Genomic DNA, 24,174 nt, shown 5'->3' with positions numbered 1-24,174 from the left:
GATCTGCGACGCGCTACTCGTAGCGGTAAACGCGCACCCGCGCCTCCAGGCGGCCCACCAGCTCGTCCTGGTAACGGGCAAGCTCGCCGCTCTCGGTCACCCGCAGGGCGTTGTCGTCGGCCAGCCGCGCGACCTGCTCCACATCGACCGCGATGCGCTCGCCGGCGGTGCTCTGTTCGGCGCTGGCGTCGGCGATTTCGCGCATGCGCGCCAGCGTCTGCGTCGCCGCGCCACGGATGCCGGCCAGCACCGCGGCGGCGGCCTGCGCCTGCGCGCTGCTGTCGCCCGCGCGACGGCTGGCCTGGCCGATGAGTTCGGCCAGGGTGTCGACCTCGGCCAGCACCTCGTGGATCAAGCCACCGATCTCGCCGGTGGCCGCCGCGGTGCGGTCGGCCAGCTGGCGCACCTCGTCGGCCACCACCGCAAAGCCGCGGCCCGCCTCGCCGGCGCGCGCCGCCTCGATCGCCGCATTGAGGGCGAGCAGATTGGTGCGCGAGGCGATGCCGGCGATGGTCGCGGCGATGCCGTCGATGCGGCGCGACCGTTCGGCCAGCGCCGTCGCCACCTCGGCCGCCGCCGCCACCTCGCCTGCCAGCACATCCATGGCGCCCGCCACCGTGGCGACCTGCGCCTCGCCGCGATCGGCCTCGGCCACCGCCGCCGAGGCCGTCCCGGCCGCATCCACCGCGGCATCGCGGGTGGCGGCCAGGCTGGTGATGAGCTCTTCCAGCGTCGCCGCTGACGACACCGTGATGTCGCGCTGGCTGCGTACGCCGGCCTCCCCGGCGGCGACGTCGGCCAGGGTTTCGCGCGAGACGTTGCGCAGTTCGTCGGTGGCGCGGCCGAGTTCGGCCAGCACGCCGGCCATGCTGCGCGCCGCCATGTTGAGCTGCTCGGCCAGCGGGGTCAGCAGTTCGCCCTCCGGCGTCGCCAGGCGGGCGACGAAACTGCCCTGGCTGCAGGCCACGGCAAAGGCGTCGAACTCGGCCAGACGGCACTCGACGCGGCGCACGGTACGCAAACCGGCGATCAGCGCAGCAGCCAGCACCGCGCCGCCCGCCGCCTGCGCACCGGTCTCGCCCGCCATCAGCAGGCCGGCACCGGCCAGTGTCGCCGCCCACCATGCCAGCAGGCGCGGCCACAGGCGCGGCGGCGCGGCGCTGCCGGTGTGCGGTCTGCTCATCGTCATCGTCGCGGCCATGGTTTCCCTTTCTCGTTCTTGTGCCTAAGCGTCTTTGCGATCAGGCGACACCGAGCTTCGCGCCCTCGGCCACCAGCCGGCGCAATTCCGGCAGGCAGGAGCCGCAGGATGTGCCGCACTTGAGCCCGCCCTGGAGCGCGTCGAGGTCGGCCCCGCCGGCGATCGCGGCACGGATCTCGCGCTCGCCGACGCCAAAGCAGTTGCACACGGTACGTTCCGCCTTGGCGAGCCCGGCCGGCGGCTTGGACAGTGGCGCGAACAGCCAGCGGCGCAGCGGCTCGGCGGGTTCGGCGTGGGCGATGGCGGCAATCAGCCAGTCGATGGCCGCCACCTCGCCGACCAGGCGGATCGCCGTCAGCGTGCCGTCGGTGATGCGGGCGCGCTTATCGATGCCGCGCCGGGCGTCGCGGAAGGCCAGCACCGCCTCATCGTCGGGGACACAGCCGAACACACCGTCGATCGCGGCCAGCAACGCAGCCGGCGCCGGCTGGGCGTCGGCCAGTTGCAGCACCACCACGTTGCGCTCGCGCCCGGCCAGCGACAGCGCGGCATAGCCGAAACTGCCGAGCAGCGGGCGCAGCGCGTCCATCCAGGCCGAGGCCTCGGCCGCATCGGCGGCAAGTGCCGCCCAAGCCGCGCGCCAGCCGAAATCGACGGGCTTGATCGACACGGCGGACTGCTTGAGCGCGGGCTGCTTCGACACCGGATCGGTGGCCGGCGACGTCAGCACATTGGTGCCCGGCTGCGCCAGCGTGGCGCCGCCCCAGTGCATCGGAATCCACGCCTGGCCGGGGGCGACGCCGCTGTCGGCGGCCACCGGCAGCACCAGCGCGCCGCGGCGGCTGGCGATCTTGACCAGCTGACCGGCACTGAAGCCGCGGCGGGCGAGATCGGCCGGGTTCAGCGCCACCTCGGCGCGCGGCGAGTGCCCCCACAGCGCAGCGACCTTGCCGGTGCGGCTCATGCCGTGCCACTGGTCGCGCAGGCGGCCGGTGGTGAGCACGAAGGGATGGTAGGCATCGGTCGGCTCCGGCAGCGGCGCGTGGCGCACCGGGAAGCCGACCGGATTGAAGCGGGCGCGGCCGTCGGCGGTGTTGAAGCGGCCGTCGCTGAAGAGGCGCGGCGTGCCGCCGCTGGCGCCTTGCGGGTAAGGCCACTGCTGCGGGCCGAGCGCTTCGAGCACGCCGTAGGACAGGCCGCTCATGTCGCAGTCGCGGCCGGCGGACAGGCTGACGTGCTCGGCGAACACCGCCGCCTCGTCGGCCCAGTCGAAGCCTGCCGCGGCGGCAGGCGCGAGGCGGGTCTGCAGGCGGCGCGCGAAGTCGGCGGCGATCGCCCAGTCGGAGCGGGCTTCGCCCGGCGCCGGCACCACGCCGCGCACTCGGCTGACGCGGCGCTCGGAATTGGTGACCGAGCCGGACTTCTCGCCCCAGCTCGCCGCCGGCAGCAGCAGGTCGGCATAGGGCACGGTTTCGGTATCGGCGAAGGCTTCCTGGACCACGACGAATTCCGCCTTGTCCAGCGCGGCGCGCACCTTGTCCTGGTCGGGCAGCGACTGCGCCGGGTTGGTGCAGGCGATCCACACCGCCTTGATCTTGCCGTCGCCGATGGCGTCGAACATCTGTACCGCGGCGAGGCCGGGGGCTTCCGGCAGCGCCGGCACACCCCACAGCGTCGCCAGCTCGGCGCGATCCGCGGGATTGGCGGGGTCGCGGTGGGCCGGCAGAATGGTGGCCATGGCGCCGACCTCGCGCCCGCCCATCGCATTGGGCTGGCCGGTGAGCGAGAAGGGACCGGCGCCGGGACGGCCGATCTGGCCGGTGGCCAGGTGCAGATGGATCAGCGCGGCGTTGTTGGCGACGCCGTGGTGGGACTGGTTGAGGCCCTGGCACCACAGCGACACCGCGCCGCGCGCCTTGCCGAAGCGGCGCGCGGCCTCGACGATCTTCTCGGCCGGCACGCCGCAGACGCCGGCGACGTTACCCGGCGAGCAGTCGGCGAGTTGCGCGCGCAGCGCGTCGAAGCCGCTGGTGTGGTCGCGGATGAAATCGCGGTCGACCATGTCCTCCCACAGCAGCACCTGCAGCATGGCGTTGTAGAGCAGCACGTCGGTGCCGGGGGCGATCTGCAGGTGCAGGTCGGCGAATTCGGCGGTTTCGGTGCGGCGCGGGTCGACCACGGTGATGAAGAGGTCTGGGTTGGCGCGGCGGGCGTCCTCGATGCGGCGGAACACGATGGGGTGCGCCCAGGCCGGATTGGCGCCGGCGATCAGCAGATGGTCGGCGAGCGCGAGGTCTTCGTAGCTGGCCGGCACGCTGTCGCTGCCGAGCGTGCCCTTGTAGCCGGCGACCGCGCTCGACATGCACAGCCGCGAGTTGGAGTCGATGTTGTTGGTGCCGACCAGCGCGCGCGCGAGCTTGTTGAAGACGTAGTAGTCCTCGGTCAGCAACTGGCCGGAGATGTAGAAGGCGACCGCGTCCGGGCCGTGCTCGCGGATGATCGCGGCGAAGCGGTCGGCGGCGGTGTCGAGCGCCTCGTCCCAACCGACGCGGCGGCGGCTGCCGGCGCGGGCGCTGCGCAGTTCCGGGTGGCGCGCGCGGCCGCCGGGCGCGGCGGCCAGGTGCAGGGTGGAGCCCTTGGTGCACAGCCGACCGAAGTTGGCCGGATGGGTCGGGTCGCCGCGCACGCCGGTGATGCGGCTGCCGTCATGCTCGACGATCACGCCGCAGCCGGTGCCGCAGTAGCAGCACACCGAGCGGGTTTCGTTTGCCTTCAGGCCCAGGTCGGCCAGGTTCATGTTCGGCTCCATATTCTTGATTCCTTTTGCTTCTCTTTGCACCGCCGGGCGCAGCGCGCCGGGGCGGTCGGCAGAATTTGCTCCCTCCCCTTCAAGGGGAGGGCTGGGGTGGGGATGGGGTACACACAACGCAGATACCCGCCCCAACCCATCCCCCTCCCAACCAGTAGTCTCGGCTTCGCCTCGCCGCTCCGCCGGCGGCAAGCAGTGCTTGCCGAAACCCCGGCTACGCCCCCCTTGAAGGGGGAGGAGCAAGAATCAGCGCCTTGCCCTCACACATCCAGCCACACCACGCCCTGCTCCACCTTGGTCGCATAGCGTTCCGCACAGCCTTCGTCCGGCGCGCAGGCGGTTCCGGTACCCAGCTCGATGTTCCAGCCGTGCAGCGGACAGGTCACCTTGTGGCCATGGACGATGCCTTGGGACAGCGGGCCGCCCTTGTGCGGACAGGCGTCGCGCAGCGCGAACACCGCGTCGCCCTCGGCGCGGAACACCGCGATGTCGCCGGCGCCGCACTCGACGACGCGGGCGCCGAGCGCCGGGATCTCTTCAAGGGGACACAGTTTCTGCCAGGCCATGGCGATCTCCCGGGTTGGCGTCGATGACGATGGGTTGGTAGTTGCGGGCCAGCGGCGCGGCCTGTTGTTCGGCCCAGGGGTCGGGGGCGTCCTTCAGCGCGAACAGCAGGCGTTCGTAGAGCGCCTTGCGGTTGGCGGCGTCCTCCACCACCTGCTTCTTGGCGTGGTCGAGGCCGACGCGCTCGATGTAGTGGCAGGTGCGTTCGAGGTAATAGCCTTCTTCCCGGTAGAGCTGCAGGAAGGCGCCGGCGTACTCCAGCACCTCCTCGTCGCTGCCGACCTTGCAGAAGAAGTGGGCGACCTCGGTCTTGATGCCGCCGTTGCCGGCGACGTACAGCTCGTAGCCGGAATCGACGCCGATCACGCCGACGTCCTTGATGCCGGATTCGGCGCAGTTGCGCGGGCAGCCGGACACCGCCAGCTTGACCTTGTGCGGGCTCCACATGCCGAACAGCATCTTCTCCAGCTTGACGCCCATCTCCATCGCCAGCTGGGTGCCGAAGCGGCAGTGCTCCATGCCGACGCAGGTCTTCACCGTGCGCAGGCTCTTGCCGTAGGCGTGGCCGGAGACCATGCCGGCGGCGTTGAGGTCGGCCCAGATCTTCGGCAGGTCGGCCTTCTTGACGCCGAGCAGGTCGATGCGCTGGCCACCGGTGACCTTCACCGTCGGCACCTGGTACTTTTCGGCGGCGTCGGCGATGGCGCGCAGCTCGGCCGGCGTGGTCAGCCCGCCCCACATCCGCGGCACCACCGAGTAGGTACCGTCCTTCTGGATGTTGGCGTGGGCGCGCTCGTTGATGAAGCGGCTCTGCGGATCGTCTTCGGCCTCGTGCGGCCAGGTGGACAGCAGGTAGTAGTTCAGCGCCGGGCGGCAGGTGGCGCAGCCGTTGGGCGTCTTCCATTCCAGCGCCTTCATCGCCGCCGGGATGGTGAGCAGCTTCTGGCTGCGGATCGCGTCGCGAAGTGCGCCATGGGTATGGTCGGTACAGCCGCACACCGGCTTGTCATACTTGTCGGTGGCCTGGTAGGCGCCGCCGACGGTGGAAGCCAGGATCTGCTCGACCAGGCCGGTGCAGGAGCCGCAGGAGCTCGACGCCTTGGTGTGCTTGCGCACGTCGTCCAGGGTGAACAGGCCCTTCTCGCGGATGGCGCTGACGATGGTGCCCTTGCACACGCCGTTGCAGCCGCACACCTCGGCGGTGTCGGGCAGCAGCGCGGCCTGGCTCTGGCCCTGGTGGCCGGCGTCGCCGAGGTGGGATTGCGAAAAGCTCTGGCCGAACATCAGGTGGTCGCGCAGCTCGGAGACGTCCTTGCCTTCGCGCACCAGCTGGAAGTACCAGGCGCCGTCGGCGGTGTCGCCCACCATCACCGCGCCAGCAAGCTTGTCGTCCTTCAGCACCAGCTTCTTGTACACACCGCCGGCGCGGTCGTGCAGCACGATCTCGTCGCAGCCCTCGCCGCCCATGAAGTCGCCGGCGGAAAACACATCGACGCCGGTGACCTTGAGCTTGGTCGAGGTCACCGAGCCGGTGTAGCGGCCGATGCCGTAACCGGCCAGATGATTGGCGCAGACCTTGGCCTGCTCGAACAGCGGCGCGACCAGGCCGTAGGCGGTGCCGCGGTGATTGACGCATTCGCCCACCGCATACACCCGCGGGTCGGTCACCGTCTGCAGGGTGTCGCTGACCACGATGCCGCGGTCGCAGTGCAGCTTGGCCGATTCGGCAAGGCCGGTGCTCGGGCGGATGCCGGCGGCCATCACCACCAGGTCGGCGGGGATCGCGCTGCCGTCCTTCAGCTTCACCACCGCGACGCGGCCGCTCTCGCCGGCCACCAGTTCGGCGGTCTGCGCCTGCAGGCAGAACTGCATGCCCTTGGCTTCGAGCGAGGCCTGCAGCAGGTCGGCTGCCGGCTTGTCGAGCTGGCGGTCCATGATCCAGCCGCCGAGGTGCACCACGGTGACGTCCATGCCGCGCAGCACCAGGCCGTTGGCGGCTTCGAGGCCGAGCAGGCCGGCGCCGATCACCACCGCGTGCTGGTGATGTTTCGCCGCGGCGATCATCGCCTCGGTATCGGCGATGTCGCGGTAGGCGATCACGCCCGGCAGGTCCTTGCCCGGCACCGGCAGGATGAAGGGCACCGAGCCGGTGGCGAGCAGCAGGCGGTCGTAGGCGGCTTCGGTGCCGTCGTCGGCGCGCACCACGCGACGGGCGCGATCGATCTCGACCACGCGGCGGCCGGCATGCAGGGTGATGCCGTTGTCGCGGTACCAGTCCATGTCGTTGAGCATGATGTCGGGCAGGCTCATCTCGCCCGCCAGCACCGGCGACAGCAGGATGCGGTTGTAGTTGCCGTGTGGCTCGGCGCCGAACACGGTGATGTCGAACACGTCGGGGGCGTGCTTGAGCAGCTCTTCCAGGGTCTTCACGCCGGCCATGCCGTTGCCGACCATGACGAGTTTCTGTTTGCGCATGATGCTCTCCTTCAGGCGGCGAGGACGCGGGCGGCCGCTTCGTCGATGCCCAGATCCTGGACCCGGGCGAGCGCGGCGACTTCGCCGACGACGATGATGGCCGGCGAGGACAGGCCTTCGGCGATGACACGGTTGGGGAGGTCCGCGAGCGTGCCCTTGACGTGGCGCTGGCCGGGCAGCGTGCCGGAAGCGATCGCGGCGGCCGGGGTGTCGGGCGGCATGCCGGCGGCGATCAGGCGGGCGACGATGTTGAGCAGGCGGCCCAGGCCCATGTAGATCACCAGCGTGGTGCCGCACTTGGCGAGCGCCGCCCAGTTGGGTTCGTCGCGGCCGTCGCCGGCGGTGCCGGTGACCAGGGTGACGCCGTGGGTGTAAGCACGGTGGGTGACCGGAATGCCGACCGCCGCCGGCACCGCGATGCCCGAGGTCAGACCGGGCACCACCTCGACGTCGATGCCGAGCGCTTCGAGATATTCGGCCTCCTCGCCGCCGCGGCCGAACAGGAAGGGATCACCGCCCTTGACCCGCGCCACCGTCAGCCCACGCCGTGCATAACGCGCCATCACACGGTGGATGAAATCCTGCGCCGTCGATTTCATGCCTCCGCGCTTGCCCACGCGCAGCACCCGGGCGCTCGGCTTGGCCAGCGCCAACACTTCATCCGTGACCAGCGCATCGGCAAGCAGCACATCGGCCTCACCAATGGCGCGGGCCGCACGCAGGGTCAGCAAGTCTGCAGCACCCGGGCCGGCTCCGACGAGTAACACCTTGGCCATGATCGAACTCTCCACTACAAAAACGTAAGGCGAAAAAAAACGGCATCGCGTCGTTTTCCAGGTCTTCCGACCCGGTTGAACGACGGACGCCGTTGTCCGCATGCCATACATCAGCACTGCGCCGGAGCCTCGTTGCCCCGGCCTATACCCGATCTAATGCAAGAGCGGTGCCAGCCGGAGCGAAATTGATCAAGCGATTGATTTATCGATGTTTACTTGAATCTGCGGGAATAGATGAGTCGCGCCACGCCGGCTTGCCGGCACCGCACTGGTGCATGTACCAGGATGCTGCACCACAACATCGCACATCGTGCTTCCACGGCCCGTCCGCCGCGACGAAGGAGGACGGATGCGCCCCATCCCGGCAGAAACAGGCGGGGATTTCCGACTTGCCCGGAGGGTTCGAGGTGCAGCCGTAATCCGTCGACAGCATCGCGAACATGACGGCACCGGTCAGCGCCTGCCGGAGTGGCGGCGCCGAACCGGCCCTTGTTCAGATCGCGGGCGCGCCGGTCAGCGCGTGCAGCCGTGCGACGGTAGCGGAATCGAGGCCGAGGGCCGCAGACAACTGGCGCAGGTAGGCGACCTCGGCCTCGGTGTCGAGATCTATCGCCAGCAAGGACGCGCCATAGACCTGCGCCGCCACCGCCTGGTCGGGTACCGCTGCGACCAGGGCCTGCAGGTCGAGCGGTTTGCGCAGTTCGGCGAACAGGAATTCCTTCTCCGCCGGGCTGACGCCGTCGTCGTCGATTTCCCCGACGATGCGCTGGATCTCGGCTTCGTCGACCGCGCCATCGGCTTTTGCCGCGCAGAGCATGGCCTGCAGCACGACTTGCCCGGTCTCCGGCGCGGTGAGCGCCGCCATTTCCTCCGGTGCGGCAGCCGTCAGGCCCAGCGCGCCATTACCCGACCGGGTCCAGTTCTTGAGCGCGGCCATGGCGATGGTCGCGAGGATGGTCATGCCCGCGCCGCCGAGGGGATTGCTGCCGCCGGTTTGGCTAGCACGACCGCCGCCCAGGACGCTGCCGAGGACGTCACCCAGCCCACCGGTGCCACCCGGCGTCGCCCCGCCAAGCACACTACCCAGCAGATCGCCCAGCCCGGCGCCGGAAGCACGCGGCGCCTGACCGCCGAGCGCGCCACCGAGGATGTCGGCGAGGCCGCCACCGCCCGCACGGCCCGCCCCCTGACCGCCAAGCACCGCGCCGAGCAAGTCGCCCAAACCCGGCACGCCGCCCAGGCCCTGCGGCCCCATACTGTGCTCCAGGCGTGTCCGGCTCTGGCTGGTCATGCCCTGCTGCAGCATCCGTCCGACGATGTCTCCAAAGCTCATGCCCTTCTCCCGCGAGGTATCGAGCTTTCGATTGTAGTCGGGCGGAAGGCCGTTGCGCCGGGCGCGTGCGCGCCTGGAAGCGCCTGATCGCCGGCGCCCGGTGGCGGCCCGGGAGCCGGCCTCCGCCTGCGCTTACGCGGCGACGCGCAACTGCTTCTGGTAGAGGAACTCCATGATGGCCGCGCGACATTCGGCGAAATGCGGGTCGTGCGCCAGCGCCAGGCGGTCGCGCGGGCGCTCCAGGCCGACTTCCAGGATCTCGCCGATGGTGGCCGCCGGACCGTTGGTGAGCATCACCACGCGGTCGGACAGCAGCACCGCCTCGTCGACGTCGTGGGTGACCATCACCATGGTGGCCTTGGTCGCGGCGAGGATTTTCATCAGCTCGTCCTGCAGGTTGGCGCGGGTGAGCGCGTCGAGTGCGCCGAAGGGCTCGTCCATCAGCAGGATGCGCGGCTGCATCGACAGCGCGCGGGCGATGCCGACACGCTGCTTCATGCCGCCGGAGATTTCGTGCGGGTACTTGTTCTCGGCGTGCGTCAGGCCGACCAGCGCCAGCGCGTCGTGGGTGCGCTGCTTGAGCTTGGCCTTGCCTTCCTTGCTGGAGAACACCCGCTCCACTGCCAGGTAGACGTTGTCGAAGCAGGTCAGCCAGGGCAGCAGCGAGTGGTTCTGGAACACCACCGCGCGCTCGGGGCCGGGGCCGGCGATCTCGCGACCGTCGCACAGCATCACCCCGGAAGTCGGCCGGGTGAGGCCGGCGATGAGGTTGAGCAGGGTGGACTTGCCGCAGCCCGAGTGGCCGATCAGCGAGACGCTCTCACCTTCGAAGATGTCGAGGTCGATCTCACGCAGCGCGGTGAACTTGCCCTTCTTGGTCTCGAACGTCTGGCCGACGTTTTCGATCTGGACGATTTTCTTGCTCATGACCGTGACTCCTCAGTGGCCCGTTAGCGGCTTTCGTAGTTGAAGCGGCGCGCGATCAGCATCAGCGCCTGCTCCAGGATGAGACCGACGATGCCGATCACGAAAATGGCGATGATGATGTGCTCAACCTTGAGATTGTTCCATTCGTCCCACACCCAGAAGCCGATACCGACGCCGCCGGTGAGCATTTCCGCGGCCACGATCACCAGCCAGGCGGTGCCGATGGAGAGGCGGATGCCGGTAAGCATGTAGGGCAGCACCGCCGGGAACAGGATCTTGGTGAAGATCTTCCACTCGGACAGGTTGAGCACGCGGGCGACGTTGAGATAGTCCTGCGGAATGCGCGTCACGCCCTGGGCGGTGTTCATGATCATCGGCCAGATCGAGCAGATGAAGATGGTCCAGGTCGCGGCCGGGTCGGCACGCTGGAACACCAGCAGGCCGATCGGTAGCCAGGCCAGCGGACTCACCGGACGCAGCAGGCTGATGATGGGGTTCATCATCTGCGACAGCACCGCGAAGCGGCCGAGCATGAAGCCCGCCGGAATGCCAACCAGCGCGGCGATGCCGAAGCCGATGCCGACGCGCTGCAGCGAGGCCAGCACGTTCCAGCCTATGCCCTGGTCGTTGGGGCCTTCGCGATAGAAGGGGTCGGAGAACAGCGCCACCGCCGCCTGCCAGGTCTTGGCCGGGCTGGGAATGCCGCCGCCGTTGAGCGTGCCGAGGTGCCACAGACCGATCAGCAGGGCCATGCCGATCACTGGCGGCAACACCGCGCGCAGCAACGCCTGCAACCACTCGCCCACCCTGCCGGGGTTCTTGGCCGCTGGTGCGGCGGCCGGCTTCACGATTTGCTCCACAGCCTTCTCCGTCACCTTTTCACTCCGCACCGCGGTGCTGCGCGCAGCGGGGGCATCGACACCTTCGGCGGCGGGCGCCACGCCCGACGCACCATCCATCGTCACAGTTGCAGTCGCCATCATTCGCTCCTTACATTCGTTGTGCCCCCGCCCGCTCCACGGTCGCCCCCGAAGGGGCCGGCGTGCCGGGGCGGTGCGGCGCCGGGTTCGCTCAGACCTTCACCTTGAAGCTGCCGGCGTACTTCGCCGGATCCTTGCCGTCCCACACCACGCCATCGATCAGCTTGCTGCTGCGCATCTCGCTCTTGGGCAGGGACACGCCAGCGGCAGTGGCGGCCTGCTTGTAGATGTCGATACGGTTGACCGCCTTGGCCACCCCGAGGTAATCCGGATCCTTGTCGATCAGACCCCAGCGGCGGTGCTGGGTGAGGAACCACATGCCGTCCGACAGGTAAGGGAAGGTCACCGCGCCGTCGTTGAAGAACTTCATGAAATTGGGATCATCCCAGGTCTTGCCGAGGCCGTTTTCGTAGCGGCCGAGCATGCGGCCGAGGATGACGTCCATGTCGGTATTGACGTAAGAGCGCGCCGCCACGGTTTCCGCAGTGGTACGGCGGTTGGCGATCGAGGCGTCGATCCAGCGCGAGGCCTCCAGCACCGCGGCGGTGAGCGCGCGGGCACTGTTGGGGTTCTTGGCCACCCAATCACCGGTGGTGCCGAGCACCTTTTCCGGATGGTCGGTCCAGATGTCCTGGGTGGTGACCGCGGTGAAGCCGACGTTGTCGACGATGGCGCGCTGGTTCCAGGGCTCGCCCACACAGTAGCCGTGCATGTTGCCGACGCGCGCATTGGCCACCATCTGCGGCGGCGGCACCACGATGGACTTGACGTCCTGGAAGGGGTGGATGCCGTTGGCGGCCAACCAGTAATACAGCCACATCGCGTGGGTGCCGGTCGGGAAGGTCTGGGCAAAGGTGTAGGTGCCCGGCGCGCTGGCGGCGACCACCTTTTTCAGCGAGGCACCGTCGGTCGCCCCCTTCTCCTTCATCTGGTTGGAGAGCGTGATCGCCTGGCCGTTGTTGTTGAGCGTCATCAGCACCGCCATGTCCTTCTTCGGGCCGCCGATGCCGAGATGCACGCCATAGACCAGGCCGTAGAGCACGTGCGCCGCATCGAGCTCGCCGGACACCAGCTTGTCGCGCACCGCTGCCCAACTCGCTTCCTTGCTCGGAATGATCTTGATGCCGTACTTCTCGTCGAACTTCTGCGTCGCGGCCATCACCACCGACGAGCAGTCGGTGAGCGGGATGAAGCCGACCTTGATTTCCTTCTTCTCCGGCGCGTCGGAACCCGCCGCCCACACGCCCCCCGGGAACAGCCCGGACAGCAGCGTGGCGGTACCGGCAGCGGCGCCGGCCTTGAGGAATCCCCGGCGGGACAGTTCGGGGGTCTTGATGGTCTGCTTGGTCATCTCGCGCTCCTTGGCGAAGTCCAAAAACAAAAAGGCGCCCATCTCCTTGCTACAACTGGTGCAGTAAGGAAATGGACGCCGTTGTCCAGTGTTCGTCAGATATCGAACGCCGAACCGTCGTTGGTTCGGCTTACCAAGGGATTAGCAGCAAGCGTGCCAGCTTCGGAAAACCGCTGGAAATGCGGGTTTGCGCCAGATCTGTGCGGTTTGCGGCCTGCAGCGAATGCGCGAATGCGCACTGCTGCAGTGCAATAGGCAGACGTGCCGCACAAAGCCAGTGCGGCAAGAGGGGATTTACTCGGGGCGCAACACGTCGGCGAGTGCGAGCGTGGCCTCGGCGACCTCGACCAGGCGACGGTTCTGGTTCATGGCGGTCTGACGCAGCAGCTTGTAGGCCTCTTCCTCGCTCAACCCGCGGCTGGCCATCAGCAGCCCCTTGGCACGCTCCACCAGCTTGCGCTCGTTGAGCGCGGCGCGCACGGTATTGAGTTCGTCGCTCATGGTCTGCAGACGCTGCGACTGCGCCTGCATCAGCTCCAGCACGGAGCGGCCGAGTTGCGGCCCGAGGCCGTCGCCAGCAGGCAGACCGCCCGGCGGCGCCGGCGGCACCGCGGCCAGGCCGGCACCGGCCTGCTGGAGCAGGGCCTCCAGCGTGGCGGGCGGCAGCGCATCCCCCCCGGCCGCAGTCAGCGTGTCGAGCACGCGGGTATGGCTGTCGAGATCCGCACGCACGGCGGCGAGCTTGGTTTCGCACAACTGCAGCAGCGCGTTGGTCGCACAGTCCTCGACCTGGCGCATCACGTCGATGCGGGCCGTGGCGCACTCGAACCAGCGGTCGCTGCTGTCCGGCACCGGTTTGCCCGCCGCCGTGGTCGTGGCGATGCGGCGCATGCGTTCAAGTTCGGCGATTTCGGGCGTGGTCTGGGCGTTGCGCCAGATGGTGCGTAGTGTGGGATCGGCAAATTCGACGAAGAGCTGGAAGCAGCGCTCCTGACCGTCGATCAGATGGAGCATGCGCTGCTGCTCGCCGGCCTCCAGCCGCCCGGCGGCGAAGGCGGCGGCGCCGACCGCACGCTCCTGGCCGGCCAGTTCCTTGCCCTGCATGAAGTTGAAGAGCGCAACCAGCGCGCGCGAAATGGCCGGATCGACAGCCGTGTCGGCCGCCTCGAACACCACCGCCAGCAGGCCGGCGATCAACTCGCTGAAGCTGCGGGTGGACAGTTCGGCCGTGATCTGGTGCTGGGCGACACGCCTGCGCAGTTCAGGCAAGGTGTTGAGTCCGTGCAGCACATAGGCGATGCGGCTGAAGAGGCGCATGCCGCCAGCCATGCGGGCAGAATCGGTGGCAAGCCGTTCGAACAGCTCGCGCACCGCTGCCTCGACCGCGACGCTGGCCGCCACGTGCTCCGCGCGCTGCTCGCCGAAGCGGCTGCCGCGCGAGGCGAGAAACACATTGGATGCGCCGCGCTCTTTCTGCAGCATGTGGATCAGCTCCCCGACCTGCTTTACCAGCCCGCAGGTGACTTCGAGCTGCTCCAGCCCGTGGATTTCGCAGCGCTTGGCCGCGACCAGAAAACTCAGCGCAGATTTCATCCTCGACCTCGCTGTCGATGCACGTCCATCGCCTTCCTGTTTCGATGACTACTTTGACTGCGGCAAGCAAGACGCGTGCGCCTGGCCGCACACGCCGTCCCGCATGCCACTTTTGTGGCGCTCAGTCGCGCTGGCGGCGTGCCTCGAACAGGCAGATGCCGCTAGCCACCGAGACGTTGAGACTCTCGACACTACCGTGCATGGGAATGCGGGCCAGCTCGTCGCAGGTCTCGCGCGTCAGCCGGCGCAGACCATCGCCCTCGGCCCCCAGCACCCAGGCCACCGGCCCCTTCTGGTCGACCTCGTAGAGCGATTTTTCTGCCTCGCCGGCAGCTCCCACCACCCAGATGCCCGCCTCCTGCATCTCGCGCAAGGCCCGCGCCAGGTTGGTAACGGTGATATAGGGCACGGTGTCGGCAGCCCCGCTCGCCACCTTGACCGCGGTGGCATTGAGCCCGACCGCCCTATCCTTGGGCGCGATCACCGCATGCGCACCGGCGGCGTCGGCCACCCGCAGGCAGGCGCCCAGATTGTGCGGATCCTGCACGCCGTCGAGCACCAGGATGAGCGCGTTCTCGTCCAGGCTGTCGAGCACGTCGGCCAGCTTGAGCTCGCGCCGGGTGGCGTCGATGCGCGCCACGACCCCCTGATGGCGACGGGTACCGACCATGGCGTCGAGCCGATCGCCTTCGCTGGGCACGATACGCACGCCGGCAGCTTCGGCCACGGCGAGGAATTTCTTGACGCGGGCATCCTTGCGGTCGCCCGACAGGTAGATTTCGAACACCGCCTCCGGTGCCTGGCGCAGCTTCGCCGATACGGCATGAAAGCCGTAGATCAGGCGGGAGGCGGAGGTGTCTGCGGCTTTAACCAATGCGTTTTCCCTTCTTTGCTGTACTGCTCGTACCGCTGGCGGCCTTGCTCGTCTTGGCCGGAGCCTTCTTGGCAGTCGTGGTTTTAGCCTTGACCGGCTTCGACTTAGCCGCCGCCGGCTTGCCGGCCTTGGTTGCCGGAGCCTTGGTTGCCGGAACCTTCGCCGCCGGGGACTTCACCTTCGCCGTCGCCGGCTTGGCCGTAGCACGCTTTGCGGCAGGCTTCGTAGCTGCAGGCTTTGCCTCTTCCGCAACGGCAGGTTCGACCACCTCGGCAGCCCGCTTGGGCGATGCCGCACGTGCCCGACGAACCGGTGTCTTTGTTTCCGCCACGGCTGCGGCGGGGCGCGATTCTACCGTTTCGGGCGCACTTTGCAGCACCGGCGCGACATCGACGGGCGCCGCCGACTTCGCCTTGCGGCCAGTTTTTCCGGGCGCCTCGGCCACGATAGTCGCCGGCTTGGCGAGCAACGGCCCTTCGACCAGGCGGAAATCGATCTTGTTCGTCACCATGTCCACGCGGACCAGCTGCACCCTCAGCCGGTCGGACAGACGGAACTGCTTGCCGGTACGTTCGCCCAGCATCGCGTGGCGGGTCTCGTCGAAATGGAAGTAGTCGGCGCCGAGCTCGGAAACGTGCAGCAGGCCCTCTATGAAGATGTCGTCGAGCGCGACAAAGAGGCCGAACGGCACCACCGCCGAAACGCTGCCTTCGAACTCCTCGCCGACCTTGTCCTGCATGTAGTAGCACTTGAGCCAGGACACCACGTCGCGGGTCGCCTCGTCGGCACGGCGCTCGGTGGTCGAGCAGTGCAGGCCGATGTCGTCCCAATCACCCGCAGCGTACTTTTCGCTCTTCAGTACAGCCTTGATCGCGCGGTGCACCAGCAGGTCGGGATAGCGGCGGATGGGCGAGGTGAAGTGGGTATAGGCCTCGTAGGCGAGGCCGAAGTGACCGACGTTGTCCGGGCTGTACACCGCCTGGCGCAGCGAGCGCAGCATCACCGTCTGCAGCAGCTGGGCATCGGGGCGATCCTTGACCTTGTCGAGCAGGGCTGCGTAATCCTTGGCATGCGGTTCGTCGCCGCCGCCCAGGCCCATGCCGAACTCGGAAAGGAAACCGCGCAGCTTGTCGAGCTTCTCCGGCGTCGGCCCCTCGTGCACCCGATAGAGCGCCGCGTGCTCGTGCTTCTGCAAAAAGTCGGACGCGCAGACGTTGGCAGCCAGCATGCACTCCTCGATCAGGCGGTGCGCGTCGTTGCGGGTTTCCGGGACGATGCGTTCGATCTTGCCGTTGTCATCGAAGATCATCCGCGTCTCGGTGGTCTCGAAATCGATCGCACCGCGCTTTGCTCGCGCCTTCAGCAACACCCGGAACAGCTTGTCGAGATCCTCGAGCTGCGGCAGCAGCGCACCGACCTCGTCGAGCGCGGCTGCGTCCTTGTCGTACAGCGCGGCCGCCACCTTGGTGTAGGTGAGCCGGGCGTGCGAGAACATCACCGCCGGATAGAAACGGTAGGCCTTGATCGCGCCGGTCAGCGAGATGCTCATGTCTGCGACCATGCACAACCGCTCCACCTGCGGATTGAGCGAACACAATCCGTTGGAGAGCTTTTCCGGCAGCATCGGGATCACCCGCCGCGGGAAATACACCGAGTTGCCACGATCGTAGGCATCCTTGTCGAGCGCACTACCTGCCGCCACATAGTGCGAAACGTCGGCGATCGCCACCACCAGGCGGAAACCGCGGCCTTGGCGTTGGCAATACACCGCATCGTCGAAGTCCTTGGCGGTCTCCCCATCGATGGTGACCAGCGGCAGCGCAGTGATGTCTTCGCGGCCGGCCCAGTCCTTCTTGCGCACCGTCGCAGGCAGCTTGCGCGTTTCGGCCTTGGTCTCGGCCGAGAACTCGAAGGGCAGGTCGTGCTTGCGCAGCGCGATCTCGATTTCCATGCCGGGGTCGGCGTAGTTGCCCAGTACTTCGACGACGCGACCGATCGGCTGCGCATACTTGGTCGGTTGCTCGACCAGCTCGACCGTCACCACCTGGCCGGGCAGCACCTTCTTGCCCCCCGGCGCAACCAGGATGTCCTGCGCCAACCGGCGGTTTTCCGGCACCACGATCATGACGCCGTGCTCGTTGAGCACACGGCCGACGACGCGGGTGTTGGCGCGCTCGAGCACCTCGACGATCTTGCCTTCCGGCCGCCCACGCCGATCCTGCCCGGCGATGCGGACAATGGCACGATCGCCGTGCAGAACCTCGCGCATTTCCTTGGGGCCGAGGAAGATGTCGGGCTGCCCGTCCTCACGCACCAGGAAGCCGAAGCCGTCAGGATGCCCCTCGACGCGACCGCGAATCAGATCGGCCTTGTCCGGCAACAGGAAGGCATCGCGGCGATTGCGCAGGAGTTGGCCATCACGCTCCATGGCACGCAGGCGACGCTCGAAATGCTCGAGTTCGTGCGTCTGTATGTCGAGCGCCGCTGCCAGCGCGGCGAAGGACATCGGCACGCCCTGCTCCGCCAGCACTTGCTCGATGTACTCGCGGCTGGGCAGCGGATAGTCGTATTGGGCAGACTCGCGCTCGAAGAAAGGATCGGCCTTGCGGATCTTGCTGAGGGCCGGCTTGCGCCCGGCCTTGCCTGCTTGCGGCTCGGTGCGCGATGTACCGGAGCGGCGACCACGCGCCGGGGCGGCTTGTTCGGCCCCAAGGGCCGGGGTATTGGATTTTTTTCTATTTCTACTCATTGACATTCTTCTATTCGTGCTTATAATGCGCCGCTCTTGCCCAGATGGCGGAATTGGTAGACGCACTAGTTTCAGGTACTAGCGCTGCAAGGCGTGGAGGTTCGAGTCCTCTTCTGGGCACCAGTTTCACAGGAAAGCCGCTCTTCGGAGCGGCTTTTTTGTTGCGGTCGTCGATCTGTTCGGCCTGTTCGGCAACACGCGTTTGCATACCGCCGAACGATATCATCGAAATTCCAAAAAACGACTTTCCTTCTTTGTAGGTCGTGGCTATAATCGCGGTCCCTGCCCAGATGGCGGAATTGGTAGACGCACTAGTTTCAGGTACTAGCGCTGCGAGGCGTGGAGGTTCGAGTCCTCTTCTGGGCACCAGTTTCAAGCAAAGACCGGCCTTGTGCCGGTCTTTTGCGTTTACGTCGCCACTATTGCGATCCACCCCGGACCTGGGCGACACGACGGCAGCTGCGCCGTCACCGCACTCGCACTGCATGGGACGCCAGAACGACAAGCCGGTCTTTCGACCGGCTTCTTGCATCTGACGCTCAGGCACCAAAGGGATGGCGGCGCAGGATGGTTTCGTCACGCTCCGGACCGGTAGAGATGACATCGATCGGTATCTCGCAGATCTCCTCGATCCGGTGCAGATATGCACGCGCCTCCTGCGGCAGCGCATCCCAGCTCTGTGCGCCGAAGGTCGTACCCGACCAGCCCGCCATCACCTCATAGATCGGCTCGCAGCGCGTCACCTCTTCCGACCCCATCGGCAGCAGGTCGACGCGCTTGCCGTCCAGCATGTAACCGGTGCACAGCTTCAACTCGGCCAGACCGTCGAGCACGTCGAGCTTGGTGATGCACAGGCCGGTGACGCCATTGATAATGATCGAACGCTTGAGCGCGGCCAGATCAAGCCAACCACAGCGACGCTTGCGCCCCGTGACGGTGCCGAACTCACGCCCCTTGGTCGACATCTGCTCACCCGGCGTGCCGGCCGTTTCGATATCGAGTTCAGTCGGGAACGGACCGCCACCGACGCGGGTGCAGTAGGCCTTGGTAATGCCCAGCACGTAATGCAGGCGGCCGGGGCCAACACCTGAACCCGCCGCGGCCTGACCCGCCACACAGTTGCTGGAGGTGACGAAGGGGTAGGTACCGTGATCGATATCGAGCAGAGTACCCTGGGCGCCTTCGAACAGCAGACTGCCGCCGGACTTGTTCACTGCGTAGAGTTCGGCCGACACATCCGCAACCATCGGCAGAATCTCGGCCGCATCGGCCATCGCCTCGTCGAACACCTCGTCGAAACCGACGGGTTCGGCACCCAGATGCTGAGTCAGCACGAAGTTGTGGTATTCGAGATTGGCCTTGAGCTTGGCCGCAAAGCGTTCGCGGTCGAAGAGATCGTAGACGCGCAGTGCACGACGGGCGACCTTGTCTTCGTAGGTTGGCCCAATACCCTTGCCGGTGGTGCCGATCTTGTCGCAAGCTGCCTTGGCCGCCTCCCGTGCGCGGTCGAGCGCAGCGTGATAGCCGAGTATGAGCGGGCAGCCCGGGCTGATGCGCAGCCGCTCGCGCACCTTGATGCCGCCCGCCTCCAGGGTGCGGATCTCGGACAACAGGTGATGCGCATCCAGCACGACACCATTGCCGATGTAGCAGGCCACGCCTTCGCGCACGATGCCGGACGGCACCAGATTCAGCTTGTATTCCTTCTGCCCGATCACCAGCGTATGGCCGGCATTATGACCACCCTGAAAACGCACCACGCCGCGCGCATGATCGGTCAACCAGTCGACGATCTTGCCCTTGCCTTCGTCGCCCCACTGGGTGCCGACGACCACCACGTTCTTTGCCATACCCTTACTCTCCCTGAAGCGGTTCGACGACCCAGGCGCCTTCCCGCATCACAAGCTGCCGGTCGCAACCGGCCGCGTTCCACGTTCCATCATGTCCCGGCAGACAGGCGACGACGATCTCGCCCTCCGCCCGCAAGGCCGCCACTACGCCCTCGAGCGCGGCATCGCCGCCGACAGGCGCCAGAATGCCACCGACCATCGGTGCCACCGGCAGACGCAACGCCAGTTCGCGCAGATCGAGGCTGAAGCCCGTCGCCGGCCGTGCCCGGCCGAACGCCTCGCCGACGCGATCGTAACGACCACCCAGCGCCAAGGCTGCTGGCGAACCACTGCCGTATGCGGCGAACACCACACCACTGTGATAGTGGTAACCACGCAGGTCGGCCAGGTCGAAGCTGATGGGCAGATCTGCCAGCGCCCCGGCAAGGCGCCGCAGATCATCCAGAGCAGCTGCGATCTCGGCATCGACCGGCAAGCGCTGCGCGGCCACGTCGAGGATATCCGGACCACCGTACAACTCCGGCAGCATCAGCAGCGCGCTGCGCACCGGTTCGGCCACATCGGCCACCATCTCGCGCAGACCCGGCACGTCCTTGGCCTGCAGCAGATCGAACAGCTCCTCCTCCCGCCCCGGCACGAGGCCGGCGCGCGCGGCGAGCGCATGAAAAATACCGACGTGCCCGATGTCGATACGGCTCGCGGGCACCTCGGCCAGGCGCATCACGTCGGCCAGCAGTCGCACGATCTCGATGTCGGCCTCTATCCCCGCATGGCCGTAGAGCTCGGCGCCGAGCTGCAGCGGCTCGCGCGTAGCGGTCAGGGTCGAAGGCAATGTATGCAGGACGCTGCCGCAATAGCACAGCCGCGACACGCCCGCATGATTGAGCAGATGCGCGTCGATGCGGGTCACCTGCGGCGTCATGTCGGCCCGCACCCCCATCGTGCGCCCCGACAGCTGATCGACCAGCTTGAAGGTACGCAGCTTGAGATCCTGGCCCGCCCCGGTGGTCAGCGAATCGAGATACTCCAGCAGCGGCGGCATGACAAGCTGGTAGCCGCGGCTGCGAAAAGCATCCAGCAGCCTGCGGCGCAACGCCTCCAGACCGGCAGCCTCGGACGGCAACGCGTCCTGAATATGATCGGGCAATACCCAGCGCATGAAAGACTCAGCTGAAAACAAACAGGAGAAGCACGCCGAGCAGCATGGACGACAATCCGATGAACCGGATCTGCCCGTCCGCCATGCTCGCGAGCCGCAAAAAAGTTTCGCGCCAGGCGGCTGGCGCGACAAACGGAAGGATGCCTTCGATGATCAACATCAGCGCGAAGGCCATCAACAAACTGGAGCCCATCCGGGGATCAGTTCCTTCGCACCCCTCCGGAATTCTTCATGAATTTGAAGAAGTCCGAACTCGGATCGACCACCAGCACGTCGTCCTTGCCATCGAAGCTCGCACGATAGGCCTCGAGACTACGGTAGAAAGAATAGAACTCCGGACTCTGACCGAACGCTTCGGCGTAGATCGCGGTCGCTTTCGCATCGCCCGCACCCTTCACCTGCTGCGCCTCACGATAAGCACCTGCAATCAGTACCTCGCGCTGGCGATCCGCATCGGCGCGTATCTTCTCGGCCTCCGCCGCACCCTGCGAGCGGAGCTCGTTGGCGACGCGCTTGCGCTCGGCTTCCATGCGGCGATACACCGACTCCGACACTTCGGTCGGGAGATCGACCCGCTTCAGACGCACATCGATGATCTGGACACCGATCTTGCGAGCATCCTGGTCGGCCTTGACCCGCATGTCTTCCATGATCTGGTCGCGAGCGCCGGAAACGACATCATGCACCGTGCGCTTGCCGAACTCCTCGCGCAAACCGGCGTTGACCGTCTGATTGAGACGGGTGCGTGCGCGCGCCTCGTCACCGGCGACCGACTCGTAGTACAGGCGCGGATCGACGATACGCCACTTGACGAAGTGGTCGACCAGCACGTTCTTCTTCTCGGACGTGATGAAGCGCTCAGGCTCCGGCGTATCCATGGTGAGGATGCGCTTCTCGAAATAGCGAACGTTCTGGATCATCGGCAGCTTGACGTTCAGACCCGGCGCATCGATGACGTCCTTGACCTCACCGAGCTGGAACACGATCGCGTACTGACGCTGATCGACGGTGAACAGCGACATCGATGCCAGCACCACGGCGAACAGCACCACCCCTGCGATAACGGAAAGCTTATCGCGCATCATCGTTCTCCCCGCTCGCGGTTGCGCACCAGATCGCGACTACGCGGATCCTGCGATCCGACCGGCGCATTCATTGCCGGCGGCAGGGTCGCCTGCGGCTCGGCGGCAACCGCCGAACTGCCACCGGCTGCCTGCTGCATCAGCTTGTCGAGCGGCAGGAACAACAGGTTGCCGTTACCCTTCGCATCCACCAGAACCTTGCTGGTGCTGGACATCACCTGCTGCATCGTCTCGAGATAGAGACGCTCGCGCGTGACTTCAGGCGCTCGCTTGTATTCCGTATACACCTGATCGAAACGGCTGGCCTCACCTTCCGCATTGGCGACAACCCTCGCACGATAAGCGTTGGCCTCCTCGACCAGCCGCGACGCCGTGCCGCGGGCACGCGGGATGACATCGTTGGCATAGGCCTCGCCTTCGTTCTTCTGCCGCTCCCTGTCCTGGCCCGCCTTCACGGCATCATCGAACGCAGCCTGTACCTGCTCGGGCGGCTGGGCGTTCTGCATCGTGACGCGGCTCACGAGGATGCCGGTCTGGTAGCGGTCGAGAATGCGCTGCATCAATTCATGCGCGGTGGCGGCAATCTCCTCGCGCCCTTCGTACAACACGAAGTCCATCCGGCTCTTGCCGACGATCTCTCGCATCGCCGTCTCGGCCGCCTGCGCTACCGCCTCGTCCGGGAAGCGGTTGTTGAATACGTAATTTTCCGGACTGTTCAGCACGTACTGCACCGCGAACTGGATGTTGATGATGTTTTCGTCATCGGTCAGCATCAGCGATTCACGCAGCACCTTGTTGCGCTCCGAGCCGCGGTAGCCGACCTCGACGGTGCGCACCCCGGTGAGGTCGACGAGTTCGTGACTCTCGAACGGATAAGGCAGACGCCAGCGCAGGCCCGGCTCGGTGGTTTCGGTGAACTTGCCCAACCGCAGCACCACGCCGCGCTGATTGGCATCGACCGTATAGAGACCGCTCGCCAACCACACGAGTGCGACCAGCGCAACCAGGGCGCCGAGGCCACCGCCGAACTGCTTGAATGAGAAGACCGGCAACTGCGGGCCGCCGCCGTCATCGCCACCACCACTGCCACGGCCCTGACGCTTGCCGCCGAACATGCCCGACAGGCGCTGATTGAAGTCGCGCCAGACCTCTTCGAGATCCGGGGGCCCCTGGTTGCCGCCGCGGTTGCCGTCGCCGCGATTGCCATTGCTGTCGCCCTGGCCGCCCCAGCGTGGGTCGTTAAGTGACATGAGAATGCCTGTTATCACTATTGAATGGGTAGGTTGTCGACTCGATCCGGAGCATCCGACGAGTCGCCTTGCATGTCGCGCCGGGCCAGCTCGGCGAGCGCATCGCGAAGCAGAGCAAGCCCTTCGCCCGTCCTGGCGCTCAAAAAAACGCGCCTGATTCTATCACAGTCGCCCCGCTCGACCGCCGGAGCGGCATGGGTGAGGTCGATCTTGTTCCACACCAGGATCTGGGGGACATCGGCCGCACCGATTTCCTCCAGCACTCGGTTTACCGCTTCGATCTGCGCATCCCTGTCTTCGCTTGCCGAGTCCACCACATGCAGCAGCACGTCGGCATGCGCGGTCTCCTCCAGCGTCGCCTCGAACGCAGCCACCAAGGCATGCGGCAAATCGCGGATGAATCCGACCGTGTCGGACAGCACAACGTTCCCGCCACCAACGAAAAGTCGTCGCGAAGTGGTATCCAGAGTCGCGAAAAGTTGGTCGGCTGCATAGGCACCGGCCTTGGTAAGCGCGTTGAACAAGGTCGACTTGCCCGCGTTCGTGTACCCGACCAGCGACACCGACAGGACATCCCGACGTTCGCGCGCCCGGCGCCGTACGCGGCGCTGCTTTTCGATCTGGGCGAGACGGGACTTGAGCAGCTTGACCCGATTACCCAGCAGGCGCCGGTCAGTCTCGAGCTGGGTTTCACCCGGACCGCGCAGGCCAATGCCGCCCTTCTGCCGCTCAAGGTGAGTCCAGCCGCGCACCAGGCGGGTCGACAGATGGTCGAGCTGCGCCAGTTCGACCTGCAGTTTGCCTTCATGACTGCGCGCGCGCAGCGCGAAGATGTCGAGGATCAGCGCAGTGCGGTCGATCACGCGGCAGGACAGCGCCCGCTCGAGGTTGCGCTGCTGCGCTGGCGACAGGGCGTGATTGAAGATCACGAGGTCGGCATCGTGAGCGCGCAAGACCTCGCCGATCTCGTCGACCTTGCCGCGCCCGGCAAACAACGCCGGATCCGGCGCATTGCGCCGCCCGCGCACCACCGCCTCGACGCTGGCGCCCGCACTGGACGCCAGGAGTTCGAGCTCAGAAAGGCGCTCTTCGATCGCCCCCTGACCGAGGTCGAGTTGGACGAGAACGGCGCGCTCGCCCGTCGCGGGACGTTCAAACATGAGAGAAAGGGCCGGCGGCGCACCCGGGCGCCGATCTGACG

18 protein-coding genes and 2 tRNA genes are annotated in these 24,174 nt (G+C 66.9%); 2 read left to right on the top strand and 18 right to left on the bottom strand.

Annotated features, from left to right (window positions below; translation table 11 throughout):
* Positions 1–13: 13 nt before the first annotated feature.
* The 12 genes from CJ010_RS25255 to rnr form a co-directional block, all read right to left on the bottom strand.
* Positions 14–1,183, bottom strand: a complete 1,170-nt coding sequence (locus CJ010_RS25255) for a methyl-accepting chemotaxis protein (RefSeq protein WP_141017144.1) — start codon at positions 1,181–1,183, stop codon at positions 14–16.
* A 58-nt stretch (positions 1,184–1,241) separates the two neighbouring features.
* On the bottom strand, positions 1,242–3,998 hold the full coding sequence (locus CJ010_RS05710) for a molybdopterin-dependent oxidoreductase (RefSeq protein ID WP_240794510.1): 2,757 nt from the start codon (positions 3,996–3,998) through the stop codon (positions 1,242–1,244).
* A 272-nt stretch (positions 3,999–4,270) separates the two neighbouring features.
* A complete protein-coding gene (gene nirD, locus CJ010_RS05705; RefSeq protein ID WP_141017142.1) occupies positions 4,271–4,576 on the bottom strand; it encodes a nitrite reductase small subunit NirD in 306 nt (101 codons plus the stop codon).
* Complete coding sequence (gene nirB, locus CJ010_RS05700; RefSeq protein WP_141017141.1) at positions 4,548–7,049, bottom strand: nitrite reductase large subunit NirB; 2,502 nt, start codon at positions 7,047–7,049, stop codon at positions 4,548–4,550. The genes nirD and nirB overlap by 29 nt, the downstream gene beginning before the upstream one ends.
* Positions 7,050–7,060: 11 nt before the next feature.
* The gene (gene cobA / locus CJ010_RS05695) at positions 7,061–7,825 is read right to left on the bottom strand and encodes a uroporphyrinogen-III C-methyltransferase (RefSeq protein WP_141017140.1); all 765 of its coding nucleotides are present in this window, start codon (positions 7,823–7,825) and stop codon (positions 7,061–7,063) included.
* Between the two features lie 493 nt (positions 7,826–8,318).
* Positions 8,319–9,158: a tellurite resistance TerB family protein gene (locus tag CJ010_RS05690; protein WP_141017139.1), complete on the bottom strand. Its 840-nt coding sequence runs from the start codon at positions 9,156–9,158 to the stop codon at positions 8,319–8,321.
* A 132-nt stretch (positions 9,159–9,290) separates the two neighbouring features.
* The gene (locus CJ010_RS05685; protein WP_141017138.1) at positions 9,291–10,085 is read right to left on the bottom strand and encodes an ABC transporter ATP-binding protein; all 795 of its coding nucleotides are present in this window, start codon (positions 10,083–10,085) and stop codon (positions 9,291–9,293) included.
* A 23-nt stretch (positions 10,086–10,108) separates the two neighbouring features.
* Entirely contained in the window at positions 10,109–11,065 is a 957-nt protein-coding gene (gene ntrB, locus CJ010_RS05680; protein WP_141017137.1) for a nitrate ABC transporter permease, read from the bottom strand.
* A gap of 91 nt (positions 11,066–11,156) precedes the next feature.
* A complete protein-coding gene (locus CJ010_RS05675) occupies positions 11,157–12,416 on the bottom strand; it encodes a CmpA/NrtA family ABC transporter substrate-binding protein (protein WP_141017136.1) in 1,260 nt (419 codons plus the stop codon).
* 294 nt (positions 12,417–12,710) lie between these two features.
* Positions 12,711–14,009, bottom strand: coding sequence for a nitrate regulatory protein (locus CJ010_RS05670; RefSeq protein ID WP_141017135.1), 1,299 nt, complete (start codon positions 14,007–14,009; stop codon positions 12,711–12,713).
* Between the two features lie 121 nt (positions 14,010–14,130).
* Positions 14,131–14,883, bottom strand: a complete 753-nt coding sequence (gene rlmB, locus CJ010_RS05665; protein ID WP_141017134.1) for a 23S rRNA (guanosine(2251)-2'-O)-methyltransferase RlmB — start codon at positions 14,881–14,883, stop codon at positions 14,131–14,133.
* Entirely contained in the window at positions 14,876–17,632 is a 2,757-nt protein-coding gene (gene rnr, locus CJ010_RS05660) for a ribonuclease R (RefSeq protein WP_141017133.1), read from the bottom strand. The genes rlmB and rnr overlap by 8 nt, the downstream gene beginning before the upstream one ends.
* Positions 17,633–17,670: 38 nt before the next feature.
* On the opposite strand from rnr, the gene CJ010_RS05655 reads away from it, so the two are divergent.
* Together CJ010_RS05655 and CJ010_RS05650 are read left to right on the top strand one after the other, a co-directional pair.
* Positions 17,671–17,755: transfer RNA gene (locus CJ010_RS05655), tRNA-Leu, on the top strand.
* A 161-nt stretch (positions 17,756–17,916) separates the two neighbouring features.
* Positions 17,917–18,001, top strand: a tRNA-Leu gene (locus tag CJ010_RS05650).
* Positions 18,002–18,171: 170 nt separating this feature from the next.
* Here the strand turns inward: CJ010_RS05650 and CJ010_RS05645 are convergent.
* From CJ010_RS05645 to hflX, 6 genes are read right to left on the bottom strand one after another with little or no spacing between them, the layout of a single operon-like run.
* Positions 18,172–19,482 (bottom strand): adenylosuccinate synthase, encoded by a 1,311-nt coding sequence (locus CJ010_RS05645; protein WP_141017132.1) that lies wholly within the window; start codon positions 19,480–19,482, stop codon positions 18,172–18,174.
* Positions 19,483–19,486: 4 nt separating this feature from the next.
* A complete protein-coding gene (locus CJ010_RS05640; RefSeq protein WP_141017131.1) occupies positions 19,487–20,641 on the bottom strand; it encodes an ATP phosphoribosyltransferase regulatory subunit in 1,155 nt (384 codons plus the stop codon).
* A 7-nt stretch (positions 20,642–20,648) separates the two neighbouring features.
* Complete coding sequence (locus CJ010_RS05635; RefSeq protein ID WP_141017130.1) at positions 20,649–20,834, bottom strand: DUF2065 domain-containing protein; 186 nt, start codon at positions 20,832–20,834, stop codon at positions 20,649–20,651.
* 7 nt (positions 20,835–20,841) lie between these two features.
* The gene (hflC, locus tag CJ010_RS05630; RefSeq protein ID WP_141020586.1) at positions 20,842–21,723 is read right to left on the bottom strand and encodes a protease modulator HflC; all 882 of its coding nucleotides are present in this window, start codon (positions 21,721–21,723) and stop codon (positions 20,842–20,844) included.
* Positions 21,723–22,973 carry an FtsH protease activity modulator HflK gene (gene hflK / locus CJ010_RS05625; RefSeq protein ID WP_141017129.1) on the bottom strand — a complete coding sequence of 417 codons (1,251 nt, stop codon included), beginning with the start codon at positions 22,971–22,973 and terminating at the stop codon, positions 21,723–21,725. Before hflK ends, hflC begins: the two co-directional genes overlap by 1 nt.
* Positions 22,974–22,990: 17 nt before the next feature.
* Positions 22,991–24,133 (bottom strand): ribosome rescue GTPase HflX, encoded by a 1,143-nt coding sequence (gene hflX / locus CJ010_RS05620; protein ID WP_141017128.1) that lies wholly within the window; start codon positions 24,131–24,133, stop codon positions 22,991–22,993.
* Positions 24,134–24,174 lie beyond the last annotated feature (41 nt).

Source organism: Azoarcus sp. DD4 (assembly GCF_006496635.1).
Classification (GTDB): Bacteria; Pseudomonadota; Gammaproteobacteria; order Burkholderiales; family Rhodocyclaceae; genus Azoarcus.
Note: the sequence above shows the minus strand (reverse complement) of the source record. Positions and strands in the feature narration are given on the sequence as shown.

What these genes read in the sequence shown, in the direction of transcription:
- CJ010_RS25255 (WP_141017144.1), bottom strand. Translation starts at nt 1,183, where the DNA reads ATGAGCAGACCGCACACCGGCAGCGCCGCGCCGCCGCGCCTGTGGCCG.
- CJ010_RS05710 (WP_240794510.1), bottom strand. Translation starts at nt 3,998, where the DNA reads ATGAACCTGGCCGACCTGGGCCTGAAGGCAAACGAAACCCGCTCGGTG.
- nirD (WP_141017142.1), bottom strand. Translation starts at nt 4,576, where the DNA reads ATGGCCTGGCAGAAACTGTGTCCCCTTGAAGAGATCCCGGCGCTCGGC.
- nirB (WP_141017141.1), bottom strand. Translation starts at nt 7,049, where the DNA reads ATGCGCAAACAGAAACTCGTCATGGTCGGCAACGGCATGGCCGGCGTG.
- cobA (WP_141017140.1), bottom strand. Translation starts at nt 7,825, where the DNA reads ATGGCCAAGGTGTTACTCGTCGGAGCCGGCCCGGGTGCTGCAGACTTG.
- CJ010_RS05690 (WP_141017139.1), bottom strand. Translation starts at nt 9,158, where the DNA reads ATGAGCTTTGGAGACATCGTCGGACGGATGCTGCAGCAGGGCATGACC.
- CJ010_RS05685 (WP_141017138.1), bottom strand. Translation starts at nt 10,085, where the DNA reads ATGAGCAAGAAAATCGTCCAGATCGAAAACGTCGGCCAGACGTTCGAG.
- ntrB (WP_141017137.1), bottom strand. Translation starts at nt 11,065, where the DNA reads ATGGCGACTGCAACTGTGACGATGGATGGTGCGTCGGGCGTGGCGCCC.
- CJ010_RS05675 (WP_141017136.1), bottom strand. Translation starts at nt 12,416, where the DNA reads ATGACCAAGCAGACCATCAAGACCCCCGAACTGTCCCGCCGGGGATTC.
- CJ010_RS05670 (WP_141017135.1), bottom strand. Translation starts at nt 14,009, where the DNA reads ATGAAATCTGCGCTGAGTTTTCTGGTCGCGGCCAAGCGCTGCGAAATC.
- rnr (WP_141017133.1), bottom strand. Translation starts at nt 17,632, where the DNA reads ATGAGTAGAAATAGAAAAAAATCCAATACCCCGGCCCTTGGGGCCGAA.
- CJ010_RS05645 (WP_141017132.1), bottom strand. Translation starts at nt 19,482, where the DNA reads ATGGCAAAGAACGTGGTGGTCGTCGGCACCCAGTGGGGCGACGAAGGC.
- CJ010_RS05640 (WP_141017131.1), bottom strand. Translation starts at nt 20,641, where the DNA reads ATGCGCTGGGTATTGCCCGATCATATTCAGGACGCGTTGCCGTCCGAG.
- CJ010_RS05635 (WP_141017130.1), bottom strand. Translation starts at nt 20,834, where the DNA reads ATGGGCTCCAGTTTGTTGATGGCCTTCGCGCTGATGTTGATCATCGAA.
- hflC (WP_141020586.1), bottom strand. Translation starts at nt 21,723, where the DNA reads ATGCGCGATAAGCTTTCCGTTATCGCAGGGGTGGTGCTGTTCGCCGTG.
- hflK (WP_141017129.1), bottom strand. Translation starts at nt 22,973, where the DNA reads ATGTCACTTAACGACCCACGCTGGGGCGGCCAGGGCGACAGCAATGGC.
- hflX (WP_141017128.1), bottom strand. Translation starts at nt 24,133, where the DNA reads ATGTTTGAACGTCCCGCGACGGGCGAGCGCGCCGTTCTCGTCCAACTC.